The sequence below is a fragment of the Pseudoalteromonas sp. XMcav11-Q genome, from assembly GCF_040104525.1.
GTDB lineage: Bacteria > Pseudomonadota > Gammaproteobacteria > Enterobacterales > Alteromonadaceae > Pseudoalteromonas.
This window is the reverse complement of sequence record NZ_JBECOX010000004.1, coordinates 66,530-88,450: the sequence shown is the minus strand read 5'-3', so window position 1 is coordinate 88,450 and position 21,921 is coordinate 66,530. Positions and strand designations below refer to the sequence as shown.

Here is a 21,921-nt window from a genome sequence, read left to right as displayed (position 1 = left end):
AAGTTCGTGCCCCATATGAGACCTGCAGTGGCACGCAGTGCAAATCGTTTGCACTGCGTTAATGCGGGAATAATGTAAATAAAAACAACGGAGAAAAAATGAGTTACTTCTATCAATTTTGGGAGGGTGACAATGACAGTATGGCTTAGTGCAGGCATCATTTTCACCCTATTGGCAATTGCCTTTATCTTATTGAAGTGGGGGAATTTACAGTGCGTTGGTGTTACACCGGTTAGAACGTTCACTTTTATTGCAATCTTATTTACTTCTGGCCTAGATGTTGGCCTCATCATGTTTCCGCTTACGGAGTTTGCGGGTTACGCAGACATAAAAGCAAGCCCAGAGTATGCATTTACTAATCCGCTGGCCATAGAGTTTGGTTTTTGGGGATTTTTAATCTGGGGGTTCTACTTTCTTACGTGCTTTTATTTCTGCGTAATAGAGCCCAAGGTAAAATTCTTTGAAATTCCTTGGGTTAAATTCATTAATAACCTAGTTATTATCGGTACTTGTGCGTTTACTGCATTCTTATTGTTGTCTAATCTACCTTGGTATTTACCCAGTTTAGGCGACGGTGAGTCGATTATTCCTAGTTTCTATCTGATTGTGTTTGCGGCGATTGCTTTTGCGGTTTACTCAAGCACTAGCCTTAAGTACGTGCGTTTTTTAAGCATCACGACAACATGGGTCTTTATCGGTTTAATCGCCTTTATGTGGGCGTCAGCGTTTGTCTTTGGTGACAGTGCAATGTCGAGCTATACCAACAACTTGGCACTGATCGGCGGTTACTTTACCAATTTAGATCAGTTTGTGTTGCCACTGAATGACTATCACGAGTTTTATCTGTTTTGGTGGTTTGCGTGGAGCATCATGATAGGGCAATTCACATCGCGTTTTGTCGGGGGCTTGAAAACCTATCAAGTGCTAGCGGCGATGTTGATTTTCCCGTCTATTCCAATCGCTGCATGGTTTAGTGTGCTTTATCACTACCATGAGGCTGGGATCCCTACTGCGGGTATTAAAAACTTTGCAATGGTCTTCGTTGGCGTGGTGTTTGTAATTAACTCACTCGACTCTTTGATCCGCCTATATACAGACAACCTAAACCTTACAGTTAGCCGTTTAGGAAAAAGAAACTATATTTTATTTAATATCGTGGCGTTATCACTGCTTACGCTGTTATTTAAACTAAACTTTTTACAGATCCAATGGGTTGGTGCGTTAGTTATAGGCTTGTTCTTCTCATGTTTTGGTTACATTGCTTATAGCAAATACAAAACTGTGAGCAAGATTGATAGCTCGCCAAAAGACAACCTTATCGACTTTAGAAAAATTGAATCAGTAAACTAGGGATACAACTACATGACAACCTTAAAGAAAACACTTTGTGCACTACCACTTTTACTCGCGTCTAACTATGCGGCGGCAGACTGGTCTGCAACCCTAACGGGTGTATCTGATTATACCTTTAACGGTGTGAGTCAAACGCAAAATGACCCAGCCCTACAAGGCAGTATAGATAAAGCCTTTTCAAACGGTGTATATGTTGGAAGCTGGGCGTCTAACGTCGATTTTGGTGGTGACACAGATCTAGAGTGGGACTTTTACGTTGGTCGCTTCGTCGAGCTGAACCAAAGCTGGAGCGTTGACTATGGTATTGCTTACTATTCTTATCATGGTGGTGACAACTCAAGCGACGGTAACTATCCAGAGATCTATACTAAGTTTGGTTACGCCAGTGAATTTGGCCAAACCGAATTTAATTTCTGGTACAGCTGGGATTATTTTGGTACCGAAGCGGGTCACACTATTGCGATGGTAGCACATACTTTTGAAATTGCAGAAGGTCATGCACTAAGAGCAAGCTTTGATATCTCCAATTCATTGGATGGCGATAAATATACGTGGGATGGTAACGATAAATCTTACAATCACTATCGCCTTGCTTATCAAACTGCATTTAAAGGGTTTGATATTGAAGTGGCGGCTGAAAATACGAGCTTAGATTGGGATACGGCAGATGAACGTATTGTACTTTCTGTGTCGAGAACATTTGCTTTGTAACTTGCATTAAGATGTGATGATTGTAATACCAGCCTAATCTAGGCTGGTATTTTTTTACGTTTAAGGCAAAATGTTTAAAAAGTGCACTGTAGTAAGAAAAACAATCATGAACCTCAATCAAGTTACGCTGCCTGTCGATGATATGACTGCAGCTTGTCAATTCTATCGAACGCTCGGCTTTACTCAAATTGTTGATACGCCGCATTATGCTCGATTTGAATGTCCTGAAGGTAATGCAACCTTCTCCTTGTCGCTAGAAGTGCCCCCTATCAGCAATGGTGCAGTTATTTACTTTGAACATGAACAGTTAGATGAGTGGGTCTCAGAGCTAGAGACTCGAGGTATTTTATTTGAGCAGCTCCCGACTGAACAGCGCTACCTGTGGCGAGAAGCGATACTGTTTGATCCTGCAGGAAATAAGATAAAATTGTACTGGGCTGGTGAAAATCGATTAGACCCTCCTTGGCGTGTGGAACTCAAGGGATTTTAGAAAACTCCAAACTCATTCATTTAATGTTAAATTATATTTTACAAATATTGTTAAATTATGTAACTTTAATGGCGACTGTACAGCTAGGCAAGAGGTCCGAGTGGAGTCGCTAAAGTTGGGTGGTTTTCATACCAGTTGTATTAAGTAAATGATCTATCTTGAAGCGGGGAAATAGCTTTAGTAGCAAGGCAAAAATTTTTCTATTTAGTTGTTCTAAATGAGAAATTTTTAACGAAGCTAATATGCTATTTCACCCTTCAAATTGATTAGAGAATTAATTCAATTGGTATCACTAATCGCCTGATGGATTGTTTTGAAAGATTGAGAGCGATGTATTGAACATTTCTATCGATCAAGTTGTACCATTCTCCCAATTTGCCGCTACTAGATAAATGGATGTGCTTGTTGCGGCAAATTATTTCTCTATCCTTGACTAATTGCTAGGCCCTAGTTTCAAGCTTATGAACTTTCTAAAAGATATTCCTGCTGATTTAACTGAAGAAGTTTTTGAGACGGTACTTTCTCATTCAAATATTCGTATTGAACGGATAGTATCAAACGGCCATACCTCTCCTAGCTCTGGATATTATGACCAAGATGAAAACGAGTGGGTGCTGGTGTTGCAGGGCTGCGCTGAACTAATCTTTGGTGACGGTAAAACGATAACCTTAAAAGCGGGTGATAGCCTTAACATTCCCGCACACCAAAAGCACAAAGTAAGCTACACAGACACTTTAGAGCCAACTATTTGGCTTGCTATTTTTTACTAATCAAAACTTAGGTTAAATAAAACTAAAGTCGCCAACAAAGACTTGGCTGTCGTTGGAAACTTGGGTAAACCACTCTTTTAGGCTTTCAATTGCAGCGGTTGTTTTTGCTGCAACAGTATTGCGGTGTGGCGTCACGGCATAAACACTATATTCTCTTAATGACCACTCAGTACACAATCTTTTTAGTCTACCTGATGAAAGGTGGTGCCTAATTTCTGGTTCAGGTAAAACACCATAGCCGATGCCATCTAGCGTGAGCTGAATGCAAGCCTGCATATTATTCACCATAAAACGTGCTGTTGGCAGCGCCACTTGCTGATGAGTTTGTTGATGGCTCAAATGATAGGGGTTTTGTTTGCTACTCGAATGACCAATCAAAGCGTGAGGCGCTAAGCTTTCTGGGTGCGATATATTGAGTTGTGCCAATGGATGGTGGCAACTAACGCAGGGGATAAGTTGCCAGTCAGCAAGATGACGAGCAATGAGGTTTGAGTCCTGTAAAGGGCCTATACAGATAGCCAAGTCGACACCTTCAGTAATGATGTCAATGGGCTCGTCAGTCAGGATCAAATCGACTTTTATTTGTGGAAACTGTTCACTCAAATAGCGCAGTGGCATACTGAGTAGCCCTCCTCCAAACCCGATGGGGGCAGAAATCTTCAATATGCCAGATGGCGTATGTTGTAATAACTCAAGTTCATGCTCTGCCTGTTCTGCGGTTTGCAGTATTTGTATCGCGGACTTGTAATAGATAGTACCAGCTTCAGTGAGTGTTAGGCTGCGAGTATTACGATTAAATAAACTTAGGCCTATGTCTTGCTCTAATTTACTGATCTGCTGGCTAACGGCTGAGGTGGTCATGTGCAATAAGTCAGCGGCTTTGCTCATACTGCCCGCTTCTACTGTTTTGGCGAACACTTTAAGTCCGCGAGTCAATTTTTGATTCATTGTTAAGCCTTGCTTAAAATACCTTTAAGAAAAATCGCATTGCTCCAAAATACGCAATCATCATAACATTACAAATGAAAATAATTGTTATTTATCTTGTATTCTATCATGGAGGTTTCTCGATGTTGATGGCCTGTCGTAGTTTGGCGCCACTCTCTTTAGCTGTTGCAGCTGCCCTGCCTTTTTCCTCACTTGCACAAAGTGATGCAAAATCAGAAATAAAAGAAGAGATGGAAGTGATCGTCGTATCCGCTTCTGGATTTGAGCAACTGCTAAAAAATGCGCCGGCGTCTGTTAGCGTTATCAACCAAGAGGAGCTACAGCAGCGCTTTTATCGAGACCTTACCGATGCCATGACAGATGTTCCCGGAGTTGTAGTAACTGGAGGCGGAGACAGGGAAGATATTAGCCTTCGCGGCATGGGCAGTCAGTACACGCTTATCTTAGTCGACGGGCAAAGACAAAGTTCGCGTGAGACTCGGCCAAATAGTGACGGTCCAGGTGTTGAAGGTGCATGGACGCCTCCTGTTGCTGCCATCGAACGTATCGAAGTTGTACGCGGGCCTATGTCTTCGCTGTATGGCTCTGATGCAATTGGCGGCGTAATTAACATTATCACTAAAAAAACGCCTGACGAGTGGCATGGAGAAGTCAGAGTTGACGCCACCAGCCAAGAAAACAGTCGCTCAGGTGATATTTATCAGGCTAATTTCTTTGCAGCAGGCTCGCTAATCAAAGATACCTTAGGGGTACAAATTTACGGTCAAACTACGCACAGAGATGAAGACGAAATCGTGTCTGGCTTTAGAGATCGCGATGCAGATACGCTGAAGGTAAAACTGGCCTATACACCATCAGATGAACACGAATGGTTATTGGATTATGGTATTGCTTCACAAACGCTTGATGCAACGCTAGGTAAAACGGTAGCACCGCTTGCGCCAGGTGAGCCGTGTGGCCGCCGTGGTTGTCCTGAGTCCACTACAACCGAATACGATAGTGAGTCAATCTCTTTGACGCATAACGGTTATTGGTCATTTGGTAGCTCTCGTAGTTACCTAAAACATGAAGAGTTTGATAATAAATCCCGCGAGATGACGGTCAAAAACGTAGACTTCCAGTCTCTTTGGACGTTACCGCTTGGCGAGTCTCATACTAGCTCAATCGGTGTTGCCTATCTTAATGAAGATTTGACCGACAAAACCAGTAACCGTATTAGTGATTTGCAGCAAGTCGACAACGATCAGTGGTCGGTATTTGCTGAGGATGAGTGGCGCATCGTTGAGCCATTTGCCCTGACTATGGGCCTACGCTACGACAAAGACGGTAACTTTGGCGGCCACGTTAGCCCGCGCTTATACGGTGTTTATACTGCATCAGAGGCGGTGACGGTTAAAGGTGGGATCTCAACCGGCTTTAGAGCGCCGAACTTGCGTCAAAGTACTGCGGCGTGGGGCCAAGTGAGTCGTGGTGGCAATATTTATGGTAATCCAGAGTTAAGCCCTGAAACCTCAATTAATTACGAGGTAGGTGTATACGTTGAGCTTGCTAAAGGGATCAGCACCTCAGCAACGGTATTCTATAACGAGTTTGACGATAAAATTTCACGGGTTTCGTGCCCACTAACTCAATGCACGGACGGCCCTAACGAGTTTGGCTCGTTACCGACAACCTATGTCAACGTTGATGAAGCCGTAACCCAAGGTGGTGAAATTAGCTTCTCGGGTCAATTGACGGAAAAACTAAAGCTTAACGCAAACTATACCTACACAGATTCGGAGCAAAAAACCGGAGTGTATGCTGGTAGCCCGTTAAACCAGTTACCTAAACATCTGTTCCAAACTTCGCTTAATTATCAGTATTCTGATGAGCTGAGCACGTGGTTACGCTTCCATTATCGTGGTGAAGAAAGCCAGCCTGTAACAGGGCCTTCGCAAAGTAGCTTGGTCGCACCTTCGTATAACCTAACTGATTTAGGTGCAAATTATCAACTGAACGAAGCAACTAAGCTTGGATTTGGGATTTACAACCTCTTCGATGAAGAAATTACTGAAGCAGAATACGGCTACTTTGAAGATGGTCGTCGCTATTGGGCTTCATTGGCGTGGAGCTTTTAATGACACGAGCTCGCTCAGCGGCTAAGTCGTCGAATCGGCGACTTAAAAAGCTGTTTGATTGGCGCACTTGGCATTGGATGAGCTCTGCCGTGTGTTTGGTGGGAATGCTGCTGTTTGCCGTGACTGGGATCACCTTAAATCACGCAAGCCAGATAGAAGCTGCACCTACTACATATGCTAAAGAAGCGGTGCTGCCAAGCGCTCTGTTGACCCAGCTTAACGCGGCGGCAGAGCAAACAGCGCTGCCACACAGCTTTCAATCTTGGTATCAGTCACACACAGGCTCGGCGTTACCTGCACTACAGCAAGTGCAGTGGAGTGAGTACGAATTGTATGTTGCGCTGCCAAGAGCTGGTGGCGATGGCTGGTTTAGCATCGCCCTTGATAGCGGTGAGTTTTATCAAGAGATCACGGATCGTGGTTGGGTATCATACCTTAACGATCTTCACAAAGGACGTAATACAGGATTTGCATGGCGTATGTTTATTGATGTGTTTTCAGTAGCTTGTGTAGTGTTTTCACTCACAGGGTTATGGCTTTTATACAAGCATTCTCGAGGAAGAAAGTCGACTTGGCCGCTCGTAGCAGCAGGCTTTGTATTACCTGTTTTAGTGCTGATGGTACCCGCGCACGCTAAAGCTGATGAAGTTGAAATCACTATCCCGCGCTTAAACGTTGCGGAATATCACCCACCTTATGTAGCAGTATGGCTGGCAGACAGCAAACAACAGCGAGTTGCCGATATTGCCGTTTGGTATGACGTTAACATGGCCGATAAAGAGGGTGAAAAGTGGTTAAAAGACTTACGCCTTTGGTGGCGTAGAAGCGGTCGTAGCCTATCCATGCCTGTGGATGGCGTGACTGGTGCTACAAGGCGTCCTGGTACGGCAAAGATTGATTTAACCCCTTGGCGCGATGAGTTTAAAGCCTTACCTGCGGGTGAGTACACGCTGTTTGTAGAGGCTGCTCGTGAGCTTGGAGGTCGTGAAGTATTGAAACTGCCAGTGACCTTACCTATCACTGCACCTGTCACTGTGATTGCAGAAGGTAAATCGGAACTCGCTACAACAATTTTAACAATGGAGCCTTAATCGTGAAAATTTCAACGTTAGTTTCTGGTGTCTTAGTTGCCTTAGCCGCATATAGCCCGTTAAGTGAAGCACACCGAGTATGGATAAAGCCAAGTACCACCGTGGTATCTGGTGACAGCGAATGGATCACGTTTGATGCTGCCATCGCCAACGGGATCTTTAACCCAGATCATTATGCTTATCCACTAGAGCGCCTATCTGCACTGTCTCCTTCTGGTAGCAAGGTTGAGCTTAAGAACGCCGCAAAACTTAAGTATCGCAGTGTGTTTGACATTGAGCTCAATCAGCAAGGCACTTACAAAGTGTTTAATCAAAGTCGCTCGCTGGTGGCGCGCTGGACTGATGAAAACGGTGAAAAGCATTACTGGCCAGGACGCGGCAAAGTTGGCTCAGTAGAAGCCTTTAACAAAGAAGTACCAAAAACGGCAAAAGATTTAAGTGTGACCGACGTTGCAAGACGATTAGAAGTATTTGTAACTTTGGGCGCACCAAATAATACCGCGCTTAAGCCAACCGGCAAAGGGCTAGAACTAAACCCGGTTACTCACCCTAATGATTTGTACACCGGTGAACCAATTACCTTGCAGTATACGATGGATGGTGAACCTGCCAAGGGTGCAGAAGTGATAGTGGTACGTCAGGATGAAAAGTACCGTGATAACAGTCAACCAAGCAAATATACAACGAATGCCAAAGGTGAAGTGACGCTAACACTATCTGAGCCAGGCATGTATTGGTTTGAAGTGGAATATGAAGACGACAAAGCACAAGCACCCGCCACAAAGCGTGCCGGCAGCTATGTCACTACCCTTGAGGTATTACCGCTTTAACCCATCGTCCCCATGTGGTTTGAGACGTGCAGTCGTCTCAGCCCATTTAATTTAGTGGTCATAACAGAGACGCCACTAAGTGCCCAAAGGGGGAGGCGTTCCTTCCTCCCCCTTTTCTTCCTTCTATGACTATTGATCACGCAGCGGTAGAACTTTTATGTTGGTAAGCTGACTGCAAAAATACTCATTGTGAGAGACCAGTATAAATCCACAAGGAAGCTGATTGAGCATGGCAGCAAGCTCTTCTTGTGCTTCAAGGTCGAGATGGTTATCTGGTTCGTCAAGCAGTAAAAAGCCTTGCGTTTGCACGGCCAGCACGATGGCCGCTTTCATTCTCTCACCACCACTGAGACTCGTGATAGGTCCTGAAATCTTATCTAGACTCAGACCAACGCTTGCAAAACTGGTGATTATATTTTGATGTGGCGTGTCAAGTAAGCGCTCGGCAATGTCTAAAACGCAAGGGCCCTGTTCAAGCCAAGCGCAGTGCTGGTCTAAGTAAACAGATGTTGTAGGGCGCTGGATTTCTCCGCGCTTTAACTCTAGCTTACCTGCAAGGGTTTTAAGCAAGGTCGATTTTCCGATGCCATTTTCTCCAATTATCCTGAGCTTTTGTGTTGTATCCGCAAAAAGGTTCACTGTCTTTTCTGGTCCAAAGCACAATTCGGCTTCGCATAAGCGGATCTTTTCTTTCGCTCGCAGAGCTGAATTAAAATGAAACTGCTGTTTGTCTTCTCGATAGTAAACTGCATTTTTCTTAACCCTATCTTGAGCTTGCTGAATTTTATGGGTTTGTCCGGCATGACGCTTACTTCCTCTGTCTGACTTAAAGTCAGTAACCAGTTTACTTTGGCTACCAGCGCGCACTTGTGCTTTTCCTTTACTGGCCTGCCGTTGATGTTGCAGATCCGCTGCAATCATGGCTTGTTTAAGTGCTTTTTGTGCTGCGCGATTTGCCAAATGTTGTTGTTTTTGTCGAGCTTGAGTTTGAAGGAGTGTCTCTCTGAAGGCGTCAAATCCAAGCGAGTGATGAGTTAGCTCCCCCTGTTTTATGTGCAGTATATGGTCGGCTGCATCCAATAAAATAGGATCGTGTGTGACGGCAACCACACAATGTTTGTGGTGCTTTAGCTGCTCAGCTAGCCAGTGCTTATTGACGCTGTCCATGTGGTTACTCGGCTCATCCAGTAATAGGATTGCAGGCTGAGATTGTAGTATCTCAATATAAACACGCATTCGCTCTCCTGGACTAAGCCTTGTAAAGGGGGTTTCCAAAGTGAGTTCTAGCGGTGCAAGTGTTGCTTGCCAACTTGATTCTAACTGCCAATCATCTGAGATTAAGTCAAAATCGTGCTCAGAGGCTAACCCCTGATGGGCTCGATGCAGTGCTACTAGCTTCTCTTTAAGCCCGAGTAGTTCAGAAACGGTTGTAAAGCGGTTAGTCTCATCTTGTGGGAGATAGAAGCATTTTCCATGGCTTTGTCGCTCGCCCGAGGTTAGAGGCTGTTCACCGGATAAGACTTTGAGTAAGTGTGATTTGCCCGCCCCATTTGGGCCCGTTATCGCAATAAATTGCCGCTCTATTGTTAAGTCGACATCGCTAAATAAACATTGACCATTTGCAAGCGTCAAGTTTGCTTGCTTTACTTGTATCCAAGGCATCATTACTGCTCCTAGTTGCAGCAGTGCAAAAGGCTAAAGGCACAAAGACTCGTAAAAGCGGTAAAAAGTAAAATAGAAAATGAGAGTCTATAGATTGGTCTGAGAAGCCTCAAAGATAACCATAAGCCTTGCACTGGAAATTAATAATAAGTTCGTCAGTTACAAAGGGCTTAGTTATTCATTGTGATGGCAACTCCTAATGAGGTAATAAAACGAATAGAGGCAAATAATTAGCGATAAATCGTGCCTACGTTTATTTTGCAGGCACAAGGGCCTGTTGATCTTTGCTGTTTGACTTTTGTTCTCCTGAGTGTGTTTTGGTCGCGACGCTCGACTTGCCGCCTAGTAATCTAGGCAAAAGTTGAGCAACAATGAACAAAGCGCACTCAGGTGAACCCAAAGGGCAGCGCTTGATTAGCATTTCTACTGTGTTGCCCCACAAGGATGTGGGGTAAGGTGACTTTGCAGGAGCACAAAGTCTTTATCGCCTGACTCACATAGAATAACTATGCTACGCAGGCTCTGACTTGTATAAATACCAATCAAACTGCTGCAAAAACAAACTTGAAAGATACACAGGCCCTAGATTAAATGTCAAGGCACGTAATTGATTAAATCACAATTGAATAGGCATAAATGGTTTGATTAAAACGCCGACCACAAGGGCCAGCAACACACTGACAAGCGTGCCCAACATCACGTATTCGGTGAGCTTTCTGTCTTGGCTTTGGGTTAGATCGCCAAAGCGAAATACCGATTTAGCGGCGAGAATAAAGCCGATAGCAGCCCAGCTATCCAGTAACATGCAGCTCAGTAGTAATACACGTTCAAGTTGACCAATTAAACTTCCTGCTTGCGGCAGGCTATCAAGAGCTGAATTATTGAGTTGCCAACGCTCAAGCAGCATGCTGGTGAATATCGATGCAGGATGCAATACCATTAAATAGCCCACAACCAATATTAGCAGCTGGACATTAGCAAAAGGCTTTGCAAAGGCACTGAGCGCAATTTCAGGCTCAGCAATGTGCCAAGTGACGGCCACTAATATGGCAATATGTGCACATTGGTCTAGCACAAAAGGAATAACGCCTTTGCTAGAATAGGATTTAGCTAAGTCGATACAATAGTGGCTAATACCTACCGCTAGCGCAAAGAGCAGCGCATTCCACTGTGCTCCCCAAAACAAAGTCGACTGCCAAAGTAGGATGATTGCAAGTGCAGCCCCGCCATGCGCGACACTATGCCACAACAACTTGATGGACTTATAGTGACGGGTATTTCTGTCATGCACCCAGCTCATAGGTTGGAGGTAAAAGTCAGTGATTGTGTGACCTATTACTAACCACAATAACAATACTTGCCATTCGTTCATTAAGTCCACCTCGTGATATTTAAGTGTTGAGCATTCGACTATTGGTGTGAGCGTGCAATTGCTAAAAATTGATCTAATAAAGCGTAGTGTGCGCTATTGAGTAATTTAGTTACGTTCACCCGACTGGTGTTGAGTTGTTTTGCAATATCGGCATGGCTCAACTTAGGGTGTGAAATATGAATAAAAGCGGCCTCTGCTTGTTTTTGGGTTAAGTTCGAAAGTAATAAATCCACAAATGCCAGATTTAGTGCAAAGTGGGCATTACTGTCATTGTTATACCTGAGTCTTGCTTGTCCAATTGCGTCCAATCCTCGGCCCGCAAGTACCAGCGCAGCACCTGTCGCGGTTGATAAATCTGCTGCTGTGATATTAACTTCACCGACCGCAAGGCTGAGTCTGGCATCGCTATGTCGGCTAATTAAAAACAACCGTAGCTGTAATGCCACATTGAACAGTTTCGTAGCATCTGGCAACACAAGCTGAAAGCCGTCGCCGCGGTAAAAACTATAATAGCCCTGCTCCGCAGTCGCTATTTCAGCTAAGTAATCCTTTAACTCGCTTTGCAGCCTTGTAAGTTGTAGTTGTGACAGCGACTGTGAGCCGACAATGTCTGCTGTGATCACCGCACCTTGAGGTATTGATATCATAAAGGTAACTTAATTTGGTTACATTTAAGTAAGTAACTAATATTGGTTACATTGATTTTGGTATGAAGCTGGATAAAAAGCAAGCAGTCGCTAAGGTTTGTTCGCTTTGGTAGTATTTTACCAAAGCGAACGCAGGTATGGAGGTAGACAAAGCTCCCGCATATGTGAGAAATAGACGTTTATTAACTGTCCTTAAGCTTACAGGTCGCTAAATCTTAAGTTTTTGATTTTGTTTATTTTTACCCTGTTTGTCCTTATACTGATAATTATAATAATTGGCATTGTTAGCGCGTGCGCTAGGCATACTGGGGATTTATGGTAGAACAATATTGGGTTGGTGATTTTTTTGTCGATTTATCACGTAACCAGATTTCACACCAAGGTGAATGTCAAACGCTTGCACCAAAGGCTCTGGCGGTGCTCACTTGCTTGGCTCAGAATCAAGGCAAAGTGATGAGCCTCGATACCTTGCTCGATACAGTATGGCCAGATACGGTGGTCTCTCCTAATACTTTGCAGCGTAGTATTGCGCAATTGAGAAAGGCGCTTGGGGACGATGGTAAGGTGCAAGGTTATATCCAAACGCACGCTAAAAAGGGGTATAGCTTAGAGTGTGAAGTACGTTGGGAGGGGCAAACGAACGAGTTGACGAATACTGAGCCGCAACTTGAGGTGATGCCAGCCCCTGAACCTGAAATGCAACAAGATAAACACCTCACTCAAAGTCGGAATAAACACCTTTATGTGTTTGTTTTACTCGCCTTCACTATTTTGCTTGGGGCTATTGGCTATCAATATTTTTCCACCAAAAAACCTTCACCACTGTTCTTTGATACTTTGCGCTCATTGACCGCAACAGACGACAAAGAATTTGATGCAAGCTATTCCCCAGATGGTCAGTACATTGTTTTTCACCGCTATTTAAATAAGTTTTGCGATAATAAGATATGGGCAAAAAAGGCGGATACCCAACAAGAGATCCTGCTCACAGAGCGCTTTGGAGCATACGGCAGGCATAGTTTCTCAAAAGATGGTGAGCAGTTGCTGTTTTTGGCCACCGACGCTTGTAGTGGCGAACCAGTTACACAAAAGCGCTGCTACGACCTTGTAACTCTCGATTTTACTAAGGCATTGGAAAGCCCTCAGCAGCCAAAAGTTATTCTCCAGTGTAAAAACTCGGTGGTTGATAAGCCTATCTGGCTGAACGATGGCAATGTGGTATTGAAGCAAAAACAAGGCGAGCGCTGGAAGCTGATCAATTACTCCATTGACGACGACAGCGGTGTCGATCTTTATATCGTAGAAGAGGGGACGTTGATTGATTACGCCTATTCTCCTCAAGATGATTTAATCGCGGTCAGTAGTATTCATGCCGATGGCCTACATTATATCGATATGCTAAAACCTGACGGTGAGTTGCTCTCTAGTCATCAGATCCAGCGGCCGCCGGAAATTACTAAATTTCACGATATCTACCCAAGTTTTGACCCACTCAATCAGCAATTGATTTTTAGTACCGGACGTCAGCTATTTAGTCTGACGTATGAAGGGCTTGTGAGTAAAATTCAATTGCCGTTTTCGGATCGAATGAGGCAGCCTGAATTTCGCCCTGATGGCAAAAGTATACTGATGATCAAAGGACCTTACGACGGTGATATCGTAAAATTACCACTGACACAGTTAGCACAAGGCGCTCAAACATACACCAGCTTTGCACGAACCAACCTTGGTGAAGATCAGGCTGTTTTTCAGCCTGATGGAGACTTAGTGGCATTTTGGTCGGAGCGTTCAGGTACTGAACAGGTGTGGCTAAGCGATGGCAATAACACGCGACAACTGACTAACTTCCCGTTAGATACTTTTATTCGCGGGATCCACTGGGCTGAGGATGGCCAAAGCATATTGGTCAGTGCCAGTGGTGTACTGACACAAATTGCTTTAGATGGTAGCTTGACATCTTACCCGCACGCCTACCCTGTTTTACGCTTATATCAATGGAAAAGTGCAACACAACGTGCACTAACACAGATTAGGGTAAAGGGAGAAATGAAGTTAGCTGCTTATGATTTTGCTCAACAATCGTTTCAAATATTGACGCAGCAACCTGTGCTGTGGGCACTTGAAAGTGAACACGGTAAAGTTGTGTATAAGGATAGACTTGATCAGTTTTGGCAAATAGGCGCTGTTGAACCTCAGCGGATCAGTGCACTAAACAATCAAGGCGGCAGAGGAAAATCTTTTGTAATGCGCGGCAATGGGATATATGGCGTCAATGAAGACAATCAACTTTGGTCCTATGATTTAGACAAAACGTCGTTTACCATACTCGGCGAAGTGCCTACCAGTGTCGACTATCTCACCGACATTAACGACAACGATGTGCTTTTGATAAATCGAATATCGGCCAAGAAAGAAGTGGTAGAGCTTACGGTTGCGAATCAATAACTGGAGTATCAAAATGAGCAAATTAGCTCAATATCAGCGTTTTAGGCAAGAGCTAGGGCTATTGCTCGCACAATACAAAGGCTATGGGTTTGTACTTGGTTTTCTGCTAAACCTCAGTATTTGGCATATTGCATCTCAGTTTGTAGCTGATCCCTTTGTCTCTAACTTTTGGAATCAAGTATTTGTTTCCTTGCTCTTTTCTGTGGTTTTTTGCCTGCGTGCAGAACGAAAACCAACTTAATTTACTTACTGAAAAGAAAGGCACAACACGCATGTGCCTTTTTACAGCAAGCGCGGCTATAAACAATATTGTGAAATGATCTGATATACTTGGTTGATATTGTCGCCCGCTTTAAATTCTTTACTAATTGGTGTTGGGTCTGAGCCAATCCAGATTTTTAATTCCGCATCAAGGTCGAAGTGACCCGCAGATTCTTTGCTGTATTTTGTGATTTTGCTATACGGAATGCTGAGCATTTCTACTTTGCTGCCCGTCATGCCTTGCTTGTCGATTAAAATTAGACGCTTGTTGGTAAAAATAAACAAGTCGCGGATCACCTTGTAAGCTTGTGCAACTTCTTCTCCAGCAATTAATGTATCTGCTAATAACTTATCTACTTCGCTACTGTCTACTTCGCTTGCATTACCGAGCAGACCACTTAATAGTCCCATTGTTGTTCTCCGTTTTATTTCAATTCGTCTTAGGCTGATCTCAAGATAGTGCTTAGGTCGAAATGAATTAATGATGAAAGTGCAAAACCAGCATAGAAAAGCGCGCTGATTTTGCCAAATAAATAACCTGAGTTTGGAGTAAGGAGTTAGCTTATATCTCTTATCAAACAAATTTTTCCATCGCGAAATGCAAACTCTGAGCGGCCCTGCAAGGAGATGCTTTGTCCTGCTTTCATGCCATTGGCTAAGTCTTGGGCTAATTTAGCTTTGTAGGTCACATGAACAATAAACAGATCATTGTCTTGCGTGGCAGCGGTTAAAGATTGATTGCGTTCTGAAAATAACTTAGCAGACTGATTTGCTAATTCTGCAAATTCCATTTTACTGGTTGTACGCGTTGTAATTTCACCATTGGCAAGATTCTCAAACACGACATCATCCGTGAGCTGAGCTAGCATTCCCGGAATATCAAAATGATTGTAGGCAGAGATATAGTTTTTCACTAAGGTTTCCATTTTTTCCTCCTTGGTGTAATGGATGCTAATAAAAATTTAGATCGGTTTGTTCAATTTCGCACACTCTTTTTACCACTTTTTGCTGTGCCATCATTCGCATAAATCGGCCCAAATGTGCATAGTCTTTTGGCGCAGTATTAAACCCACTTGCCCAATGGGCCAGCATAAATAAATAATAATCACAAAGCGTGAGATGTTCACCAACTAAGTAGGTGTTTGTTGCTAACTGCTTGTCGATAAGTGCAAACATGTCGCTGACTCGTTGCTCAGCGGCTTGAAACATGGTCTTGCTGCTCTCTGGTGACAGCTGATATTTTTCAGGATAGAAATACAACATGAGTTCTGGCTGAACCGTCGTGGTTAAATAAAAAAGCCACTGATAAAACGTGGCTCTCTGTGGGGTTGCTGGTGCTGGGATAAGTTTTCCTTCAGGGTGCTTTTCGCATAAATGCAAACAAATTGCTGCACTCTCGAAGATGATTTGGTCACCGTCGACCAATGTCGGGATCCGCCCTGTTGGATTGAGTTCTAAATAGGTCGCAGACTTTTGTTGTTGCGTTTTTCTATCGATCAAGAGCAGTTCTTTTTCTAGTTGTAGGTGCTCAAGTACGAGATGTGGTGCCCAACTGGCATTACGAGGGTAGTAAAACAACTGATACATCTTTTGCTATTCCTTGACGATACTTTTTGTTAGCGTGCAATTGGTATTAGATGGTTGCAACTTTTATGGAGGCTGTAAACCGTTATTTTGCTTTTAGCTGGGAGAATCAAAAATGTATATTGGCAAGCTGTCGAAGCAAACTGGGCTGTCAGTCAAGGCCATTCGCTTTTATGAAGAGAAAGGGCTTATTCCTACCCCGGAGCGTGTTGGTAAATATCGCGTCTATTCTCAAGTAGATGTCGATCTGCTGTTATTAATAAAAGAAGCAAAATCGCTCGGTGTGTCGATTAAGCAATTACAGCAAGTGATTGAAATTAAAGGGCGGCAAGTCAACTGGGTCGAAATCAACACATTTTTAGTCGAACTCAAAGCATCCTGCATAGAGCAAGTTGCGCAGCTTCAGCAAAAAATACAACGTATTGAACATTGCATCGCATCACTTGATGAATGTCCACAGATAAAACTATCCTAACCTGAGGTTTGGATAAGGAATGTTCCAACTCATTGTTGCTAAAGCACAACTTAGTTTTTTCCTTGTCTAGCCAGCAAGATTTAGGGAAAACAAGGCGAATTTACGCACCAATAGCTGGCTATTGGAAGTGAATTTAACGCAGTTAGCGCTAAAACTGGCTGCTAGAAAGGCATTAATTATCCGCAGCTCAGGTTATCCTAGTCTCAGGTAGAGTAACTTGACTCTCCCGTTAAGGGGAGACAGTACACTCGTTTCTCAGTCATGTGATAAGGAAACGACGATGAAAAAAATACTGCTACTAAACGGTAACCCCAAAACCAAAGGCCTGTGCCACGCTATCACCACAAGTTATGAGCAAGCTGCAAACACCCAACATCAAGTACGCAGAATGGATCTTAGTGAGATGCACTTTGAAATCAATTTGATGTATGGTTATGAAGCGAGCCAACCATTAGAGCCATGCCTTAAGCAATTCCAAGAGAACTTACTGTGGGCGCAGCACATTGTGATAGTAAGCCCAATTTGGTGGTTGGCGTTACCAGCCAAGCTCAAAGGGCTAATAGATAGAGCATTACTTCCAGGCTTTGCTTTTAAATACAGTGAGGCCGGCACTGAAATTGAAAAGCTTCTACCGCATAAAACCGCAAGAGTCATTCTCACCTCAGACACGCCGCAAACTTATTTGGAAGAAGTTGCTGCTGGGCTTATGGCTCAACTAGAACATGGGACACTAGGATTTTGTGGTATAGAGCCAACTCAACATACGCTATTTGGCCCTGCGCACTTAGCAACTCCTGAGGTAATTGATAACTGGCTGAGTGAAGTGACAAGTCTAGCCGTGCGGGGTGAGTGAATAAAAACACATAACTTCTATTGCTAAGCTTATTTTAAATCAAAATTTGCAATGCCGAATGTTGCTATCTTTTACACCAAGATGGCAACTTGGGCGGAGTGTATGCGAATTTGGAGTTTATTACTTTTTGCGTTTCCATTATTGGGAGCTGCAAATGAGCCAATTCTGCCACTTGAGCCTGCAATAGGGCTTGATGCCGATAAAGTTAGCTTGGGCAGATCACTTTTTTTTGATAGGCGGCTTTCCCGAGGAAACCAAGTCAGCTGTGCGTCATGTCATCAATTACTCACTCATGGCGCGGATGTAAAGCCCCTTTCCAGTGGTGTTAATGGCGCACTCGGTGAGCTAAAAACTCCAACTGTTTACAATGCGGCTTTAAATATTCGTCAAGCGTGGGATGGCCGTGCGCAAGCGCTTTATGATCAAATCGACTCACCCATCTTAAACCCAAAAGAGCATGATATGACGTGGCCAGAAGTCGTTGCCAAGTTAAATCAAGATAAAACGCTGGTCGCGCAATTTACTAGAGTGTACTCGCAGGGAGCAACGAAACACACGGTAAAAGACGCAATAGCGACTTTTGAAGGGTCGTTAATCACGCTTAATGCGCCGTTCGATTTATGGCTTAAAGATAAAAGCGTAAAACTGCCTAAGTCGGCTATTGCCGGTTATGAGTTATTTAAACGGTATGGTTGCATTAGTTGTCATCAAGGACGCAATGTTGGTGGCAATATGTTTGCCAAAATGGGCACCTTTGGTGATTATTTTGGCGATAGAAATACACCAATTCAAAAAGCGGATTATGGCCGTTTTAACGTTACCGGCAACGAGCAAGATCGCTTTGTGTTCAAAGTACCGAGCTTGCGACTTGCTAGCAAACAAGCATACTTTTTTCACGATGCTAGTCATAGCAGCCTAGAATCCGCCGTTGCGACCATGGCCAAATACCAACTTGGTCGCAATATCTCAGACTCCGATATAAACCAGCTAGTTGCCTTTATTGACAGTCTAGCAGGACATCACCACGAAATGGATTTGGAAAACCACGAATGAAGAATAAGGCCTTCATTGGTGTGCAAGCGTTACTGCTGTGCGCGCCAATTGCGCTTTTTGCGTATTTTTACTCGCAGCAAGAGCTCAGCAGTCAAACACACCAAGCACGAGTTACCCTGCTCTTTGAAGCCAAAAGTATTGATGCCAAACTGGATGCCGCGGTGTTACAAATGCTTAGTGCACAGCTCAATCAATATGATGAGTTAGCGCAATTAGCGCATGCAATTGATGCTTTGAATACACCACAGCGAGATGCATTATTTGCAGAAGCCACGCCTGACATTCGACAGCAATTTGATGCTTATCGTCGGCTACTCAGTAATAAAGTATTGCAAGTCGAGTCCATTAAAACTGCGGCGGCAAATATTAAAAATAGCCTGCTTTATCTTCCCGAGTTGCTAATCGAGCTGGAGCAGAGTGAGCCCGAACTGGCAACCCACGCCAATAGAATGCTTGCTAATTTAATGTTGGGTCAGCTCTACGAATTTGTCGCAGAGCCTTTAATGACCATCAACTCTGAAAGTAGCTTAGAGCAGCTTATCTATCAGCATTTTAATGTTGCCCTTGCTAACAGTGCAGAATTAAAAAAGGCAAAACAACGCTTTTTGTCTTTGCCGAGTGACCAAGCTTTTTCAGCACTTTACGCGGCATATAGCCAGCACCACAGTGAAACCATAGAAAAAACCAAGCATCAAAGTGAATTACTCTTACTGCTGACCATTGTGCTATTTTTGCTCTTGATTGTGTTTGCAAACCGACTTTATGTGGCCAAAAATAAAATTCTGAGCACCAGCCAAACTTTGTCTGATGCCGTTGCGCGTTTAACCGAAGGCTTTGCTCTTTTTAGTCGCAGTGGCAATTTGCTGCTCTGTAACAGTGCTTGGCGTAATCATTTTGCAATTGCCGATAGCGAAAAAATGCCACGCAAGTTAGAAGAGTGGCAGCAGCAGTTTGGAGAAATTTTTAACTCCGACGCCAATTTGCATCAAACCGAATCTGGCGCTTGGTTACAGGTAAAACAAACGAATACACACAACAATGGCCAAGTGTTTGTGAGTGTTAATGTTTCCCTTTTTAAACAAGCGGAAGAAGAGCTTCGCAAGTGGGGCCATGCCATTGAGCAAAGCCCCTCTTCTATTGTGATCACCGATCCTCGTGCTCGCATTGAATACGTTAACCCTAAGTTTGAACAAGTTACTGGGTATTCACTTGAGGATGTGAAAGGACAAACACCCAAAGTACTAGGCTCCAAACAAGGATTTACCGACTACAAAACGCTGTGGCAAACCATCAAACAAGGCAAAGTCTGGCGTGGTGAGTTTTACAATCGCCGTAAGTCTGGAGATTACTATTGGGAGTACGCGTCTATTTCCCCGATTAAAAACCAGCAAGGGGAAATCATTAACTTTATTGCGATCAAAGAAGATATCACTGCACAAAAAAGCGCAAGTGCACAGCTTAAAACCGCAGCGGCGGTATTTAATGCAACGCAAGAAGGGATCATGACCACCAACGCAAAACTTGAGATCACCGCGGTCAATCCAGCTTTCACCAAAATTACTGGATACGAAGAACATGAAGTGCTCGGTCAACGACCTAATATTTTAAGTTCAGGTAAGCATGACAAACATTTTTATGAGCAGATGTGGAGCACCCTCAACTCGCACGGACAGTGGGCAAGTGAGATCTGGAACAAGCGTAAAGACGGTACTTTATATCCAGAGTGGCTAGCAATCAGTGTCGTGCATGATGACAAAGGGCTGGTGCAGCAATACGTTGCTATATTGTCTGATATGACCGAGCGCAAAGCGCAAGAAGAGCAGATTGAATATCAAGCCTATTACGATGTGTTGACCGGACTGCCGAATAGAACGCTATTACTTGAGCGCATTGAGCAAGATATTAAACGCATGAGCCGTACTCATCATCAAAGTGCAGTGTTATTTATTGATTTAGATAGGTTTAAGCGTGTCAATGACACCATGGGTCACGAGGCCGGAGATGCCTTACTTATCTCCGTAGCTAAGCGCTTAAACGGCCTGCTGCGTAAAAGCGATACCTTGAGCCGCTTTGGGGGAGATGAATTTGTATTGTTATTGAGCCAAATTGCGCATCCGGATCATGCTGCTCAAGTAGCCGATAAAATTGTCAAAGCACTGAGCGAACCATTTGTGATCAACGGCTTTGAGGTATTTACCGGGGCAAGCATCGGGATCGCGATTTTACCAAGTGATGCAAAAGATCAAAAAGAGTTATTACGACTTGCCGATTTAGCCATGTATAAAGCAAAAGAGGCGGGGCGCAATCAGTATCACTTTTTTGCGCAAGAAATGCAGCAACAGGTGAATCGTCGAGTTGAGCTGGAGCAGCTGCTCCGAGCTGCGCTTGAACATCAGCGCTTAACCGTACATTACCAACCTATTGTCGATACGGTGTCGGGTAAATTATATGGTGTCGAGGCGCTCATGCGCTGGCCAACTGATTTCGGCCAGTATATTTCTCCTGCTGAATTTATTCCTGTCGCTGAAGAAAGCGGTCTTATTGCTCCTCTTGGTGAGTGGTTACTTGCTAAGGCATGTAATGATATTCGCAGATTAAATAAAGCACTTGGCATGAATTGTTATTTGACGGTAAATGTCTCGAGTCAGCAATATCGACTTGGCTTTAACGCCACTACCATTAAACAAATCATACAGCAATCAGGCTTTCTTCCAGAAAATCTAACGCTTGAAATCACAGAAAGCATCTTACTTGAAGATGATAAAGCCGTAACTGCTTGGCTGCAAAGCCTGCGGGCAACGGGGGTCAACTTAGCAATTGACGATTTTGGCACTGGCTATTCTTCTCTTAGCTATCTTAAACGCTTCCCCATCAATATATTAAAGATCGACCGAGGTTTTATTCAAGATATAGATCAAAACCAAGATGCTGCCGTTTTGGTCAACGCGATTTTGTCTATGGCGGAGAGTTTATCGCTCAAAGTGATAGCCGAAGGCGTAGAACAACAAGGACAACTAGATTGCTTAAAAGACCTTGGTTGTCAGTATGTACAAGGATACTTTTATGCCAAACCAATGGCGATTGAAGGATTAATCGACTGGGTTGAGCAATTTGCCATTGCATCGGAGCGAATACCTCCCAAACTGTGGTTGGATTGAAGTGTGTGGCTGTTAAATTGCAGTATGGGGTGTTGTGATCCAATTAGAGCTGATTTCTGGGCCCGTGAATGGGTTCCCAATCAAATGGCAATCCGTTCTAA

20 protein-coding genes are annotated in these 21,921 nt (G+C 43.8%); 13 read left to right on the top strand and 7 right to left on the bottom strand.

All coding sequences use genetic code 11. The features are described 5' to 3' along the window. Positions 1 to 132 precede the first annotated feature (132 nt). From ABMY45_RS08015 to ABMY45_RS08000, 4 genes are all read left to right on the top strand, one after another. The gene (locus ABMY45_RS08015; protein ID WP_239421516.1) at positions 133 to 1,350 is read left to right on the top strand and encodes a BCCT family transporter; all 1,218 of its coding nucleotides are present in this window, start codon (positions 133 to 135) and stop codon (positions 1,348 to 1,350) included. A gap of 12 nt (positions 1,351 to 1,362) precedes the next feature. Next, entirely contained in the window at positions 1,363 to 2,064 is a 702-nt protein-coding gene (locus ABMY45_RS08010; protein ID WP_206473723.1) for a TorF family putative porin, read from the top strand. 106 nt (positions 2,065 to 2,170) lie between these two features. After that, positions 2,171 to 2,554, top strand: a complete 384-nt coding sequence (locus ABMY45_RS08005) for a VOC family protein (RefSeq protein ID WP_102058155.1) — start codon at positions 2,171 to 2,173, stop codon at positions 2,552 to 2,554. Between the two features lie 461 nt (positions 2,555 to 3,015). After that, on the top strand, positions 3,016 to 3,324 hold the full coding sequence (locus ABMY45_RS08000) for a cupin domain-containing protein (RefSeq protein WP_102058156.1): 309 nt from the start codon (positions 3,016 to 3,018) through the stop codon (positions 3,322 to 3,324). A 12-nt stretch (positions 3,325 to 3,336) separates the two neighbouring features. Here ABMY45_RS08000 and ABMY45_RS07995 read toward each other — a convergent pair whose 3' ends face one another. Beyond that, positions 3,337 to 4,272: a LysR family transcriptional regulator gene (locus tag ABMY45_RS07995; protein WP_102058157.1), complete on the bottom strand. Its 936-nt coding sequence runs from the start codon at positions 4,270 to 4,272 to the stop codon at positions 3,337 to 3,339. A 122-nt stretch (positions 4,273 to 4,394) separates the two neighbouring features. Here ABMY45_RS07995 and ABMY45_RS07990 point away from each other — a divergent pair, with 122 nt between their 5' ends. From ABMY45_RS07990 to ABMY45_RS07980, 3 genes are read left to right on the top strand one after another with little or no spacing between them, the layout of a single operon-like run. Continuing rightward, positions 4,395 to 6,389 (top strand): ligand-gated channel protein, encoded by a 1,995-nt coding sequence (locus ABMY45_RS07990; RefSeq protein ID WP_239421599.1) that lies wholly within the window; start codon positions 4,395 to 4,397, stop codon positions 6,387 to 6,389. Further along, positions 6,389 to 7,480 carry a PepSY-associated TM helix domain-containing protein gene (locus ABMY45_RS07985; RefSeq protein ID WP_010605556.1) on the top strand — a complete coding sequence of 364 codons (1,092 nt, stop codon included), beginning with the start codon at positions 6,389 to 6,391 and terminating at the stop codon, positions 7,478 to 7,480. Before ABMY45_RS07990 ends, ABMY45_RS07985 begins: the two co-directional genes overlap by 1 nt. 2 nt (positions 7,481 to 7,482) lie before the next feature. Next, complete coding sequence (locus tag ABMY45_RS07980; RefSeq protein ID WP_010605557.1) at positions 7,483 to 8,310, top strand: DUF4198 domain-containing protein; 828 nt, start codon at positions 7,483 to 7,485, stop codon at positions 8,308 to 8,310. A gap of 129 nt (positions 8,311 to 8,439) precedes the next feature. Here ABMY45_RS07980 and ABMY45_RS07975 read toward each other — a convergent pair whose 3' ends face one another. The 3 genes from ABMY45_RS07975 to ABMY45_RS07965 all read right to left on the bottom strand — a co-directional run bounded on the left by ABMY45_RS07975 (position 8,440) and on the right by ABMY45_RS07965 (position 11,991). Next, entirely contained in the window at positions 8,440 to 9,975 is a 1,536-nt protein-coding gene (locus tag ABMY45_RS07975; protein WP_349288718.1) for an ATP-binding cassette domain-containing protein, read from the bottom strand. A 613-nt stretch (positions 9,976 to 10,588) separates the two neighbouring features. Continuing rightward, the gene (locus ABMY45_RS07970) at positions 10,589 to 11,344 is read right to left on the bottom strand and encodes a DUF3307 domain-containing protein (protein ID WP_174169137.1); all 756 of its coding nucleotides are present in this window, start codon (positions 11,342 to 11,344) and stop codon (positions 10,589 to 10,591) included. Positions 11,345 to 11,382: 38 nt separating this feature from the next. Then, positions 11,383 to 11,991 (bottom strand): hypothetical protein, encoded by a 609-nt coding sequence (locus ABMY45_RS07965; RefSeq protein WP_235367134.1) that lies wholly within the window; start codon positions 11,989 to 11,991, stop codon positions 11,383 to 11,385. 315 nt (positions 11,992 to 12,306) lie between these two features. Between ABMY45_RS07965 and ABMY45_RS07960 the strand changes: the two genes are divergently transcribed. Beyond that, on the top strand, positions 12,307 to 14,436 hold the full coding sequence (locus ABMY45_RS07960; protein WP_239422321.1) for a winged helix-turn-helix domain-containing protein: 2,130 nt from the start codon (positions 12,307 to 12,309) through the stop codon (positions 14,434 to 14,436). A 13-nt stretch (positions 14,437 to 14,449) separates the two neighbouring features. After that, positions 14,450 to 14,677: a hypothetical protein gene (locus ABMY45_RS07955; RefSeq protein WP_239422320.1), complete on the top strand. Its 228-nt coding sequence runs from the start codon at positions 14,450 to 14,452 to the stop codon at positions 14,675 to 14,677. A 56-nt stretch (positions 14,678 to 14,733) separates the two neighbouring features. Here ABMY45_RS07955 and ABMY45_RS07950 read toward each other — a convergent pair whose 3' ends face one another. The 3 genes from ABMY45_RS07950 to ABMY45_RS07940 all read right to left on the bottom strand — a co-directional run bounded on the left by ABMY45_RS07950 (position 14,734) and on the right by ABMY45_RS07940 (position 16,284). Then, positions 14,734 to 15,108 carry a PH domain-containing protein gene (locus ABMY45_RS07950; protein WP_010605565.1) on the bottom strand — a complete coding sequence of 125 codons (375 nt, stop codon included), beginning with the start codon at positions 15,106 to 15,108 and terminating at the stop codon, positions 14,734 to 14,736. Between the two features lie 146 nt (positions 15,109 to 15,254). Further along, entirely contained in the window at positions 15,255 to 15,623 is a 369-nt protein-coding gene (locus ABMY45_RS07945; RefSeq protein WP_010605566.1) for a nuclear transport factor 2 family protein, read from the bottom strand. Positions 15,624 to 15,648: 25 nt separating this feature from the next. Beyond that, positions 15,649 to 16,284: a glutathione S-transferase family protein gene (locus tag ABMY45_RS07940; protein ID WP_130165607.1), complete on the bottom strand. Its 636-nt coding sequence runs from the start codon at positions 16,282 to 16,284 to the stop codon at positions 15,649 to 15,651. A 112-nt stretch (positions 16,285 to 16,396) separates the two neighbouring features. Between ABMY45_RS07940 and ABMY45_RS07935 the strand changes: the two genes are divergently transcribed. From ABMY45_RS07935 to ABMY45_RS07920, 4 genes are all read left to right on the top strand, one after another. Continuing rightward, positions 16,397 to 16,756 carry a MerR family transcriptional regulator gene (locus tag ABMY45_RS07935; protein ID WP_102058166.1) on the top strand — a complete coding sequence of 120 codons (360 nt, stop codon included), beginning with the start codon at positions 16,397 to 16,399 and terminating at the stop codon, positions 16,754 to 16,756. Between the two features lie 280 nt (positions 16,757 to 17,036). Then, a complete protein-coding gene (locus tag ABMY45_RS07930) occupies positions 17,037 to 17,609 on the top strand; it encodes an NAD(P)H-dependent oxidoreductase (RefSeq protein WP_349288717.1) in 573 nt (190 codons plus the stop codon). 102 nt (positions 17,610 to 17,711) lie between these two features. After that, positions 17,712 to 18,662: a cytochrome c peroxidase gene (locus ABMY45_RS07925; protein ID WP_349288716.1), complete on the top strand. Its 951-nt coding sequence runs from the start codon at positions 17,712 to 17,714 to the stop codon at positions 18,660 to 18,662. Next, complete coding sequence (locus ABMY45_RS07920) at positions 18,659 to 21,820, top strand: EAL domain-containing protein (protein WP_239422316.1); 3,162 nt, start codon at positions 18,659 to 18,661, stop codon at positions 21,818 to 21,820. The genes ABMY45_RS07925 and ABMY45_RS07920 overlap by 4 nt, the downstream gene beginning before the upstream one ends. Positions 21,821 to 21,921: the final 101 nt, after the last annotated feature.